The sequence below is a fragment of the Streptomyces sp. NPDC029674 genome (assembly GCF_044903205.1).
GTDB lineage: Bacteria > Actinomycetota > Actinomycetes > Streptomycetales > Streptomycetaceae > Streptomyces.
In genome coordinates, this window is record NZ_JBJDPY010000070.1 from 1 (window position 1) to 1,149 (window position 1,149).

Annotated in this window: 2 protein-coding genes; both read right to left on the minus strand. The window is 70.4% G+C overall.

Annotated elements, in window-relative coordinates:
• Positions 1-78 precede the first annotated feature (78 nt).
• A complete protein-coding gene (locus ACI2L3_RS40420; RefSeq protein ID WP_350749436.1) occupies positions 79-315 on the minus strand; it encodes a hypothetical protein in 237 nt (78 codons plus the stop codon).
• Complete coding sequence (locus ACI2L3_RS40425; protein WP_404757460.1) at positions 312-524, minus strand: hypothetical protein; 213 nt, start codon at positions 522-524, stop codon at positions 312-314. Before ACI2L3_RS40425 ends, ACI2L3_RS40420 begins: the two co-directional genes overlap by 4 nt.
• Positions 525-1,149: the final 625 nt, after the last annotated feature.

The following is a 1,149-nucleotide window of genomic DNA, read 5'->3' on the forward strand; positions in this document are numbered from 1 at the left end:
CGCTTTTCTGCGTTCTCATCCCCGCTGCCGCGGGGATCACAGGTGGCGCAGGCTCATGGCCCGCGTACCCAATACGGCTCACCCCCGCTGACGCGGGGAGTCCTGCTGAGCGTAGATCCTCCGGGCCTTGTTCGCCATGTCGTAGACGCGCTGAGTGGACAGGCCCAGAACCTCAGCCACGTCACGGCCACGCGCCTCGCCGGACGTCAGCACCTCCGCTACTGCCCGATCCCTCTCCAGTGCCGCCGCGTCCGCCGCCCGCCGCAGGCGGATCGCGGCCTCGTGCATCTCCTTCAGACGCTCCAGGCCGCTCATGCGTCGCGCGCCCAGCGGATGGTGACCTCGTAGCCCCGGCTCGCCCAGAAGGACAGGCGCATGGTCTCGCCCGCCTCGTTGGCGATGACGCCGCTGCCGCTGCGGGAGAGCGTGTAGTCGCCGTAGGGGCCGGGCAGGAGGGCGTAGGACGAGCCGTCCTTGGCGACGAGGCGTAGGTGGGCTTCTGGGGGTCGCGGAGGTAGTCGCACCGCTCCAGCTGCGCCCAGCCCATGACCGCGCCGAGGCGGACGTGCTGGACGACGGTGAGGCGGGTGTACTCAGTCTCGCCGACGATGGTGCCGATGGGGGCCAGGGTGGTGGTCTGCGTGGTCATCTCTGCCTCTCTGTCGGGCGGCCTCTCCGCCCTGACATGCAATAGCCTACGGCACAGAACGAGAGGGGGCAACGCCCTACGGCAAAAAGTTGCCGGGACGCCTCCACAGGCATCTCCCGCGGCCGCGCCGCACCCGCTACGCTGGGCCTCGGCGCCGCCCGCCATCCCCTCCGTGCGGCCGGCGCCTGCCGCGGCCAATCCCGTGACCGCCGCGGCTCCCGCCCCGCCACCTCCCCTGGTGGCGGGGCGGCTTCGTCTCCAGGTCCGCGCGCGGGAACCCCCGTCACCTCTCCCGAGTGCAACCCTGGTAGCCTCCGACCACCGAACACGACCTGTTCAAACCGGTTCAACCGGGGCGCGTAACCCGCCGTTCCGCATGATTCAGCCGAGCCGAGGCGAGTCCAGCCGGGTTCAATCCCCGTCGCTCACCCCACCCGAAGCCCCCGGAATCATGCGGATTCCGGGGGCTTTCTCGTTCCCTAAGCGTGTCCGAGAAAGCC

Bases quoted from the DNA above. Each gene is read 5' to 3' on its own strand.
- ACI2L3_RS40420 (WP_350749436.1), bottom strand. From the start codon at position 315: ATGAGCGGCCTGGAGCGTCTGAAGGAGATGCACGAGGCCGCGATCCGC.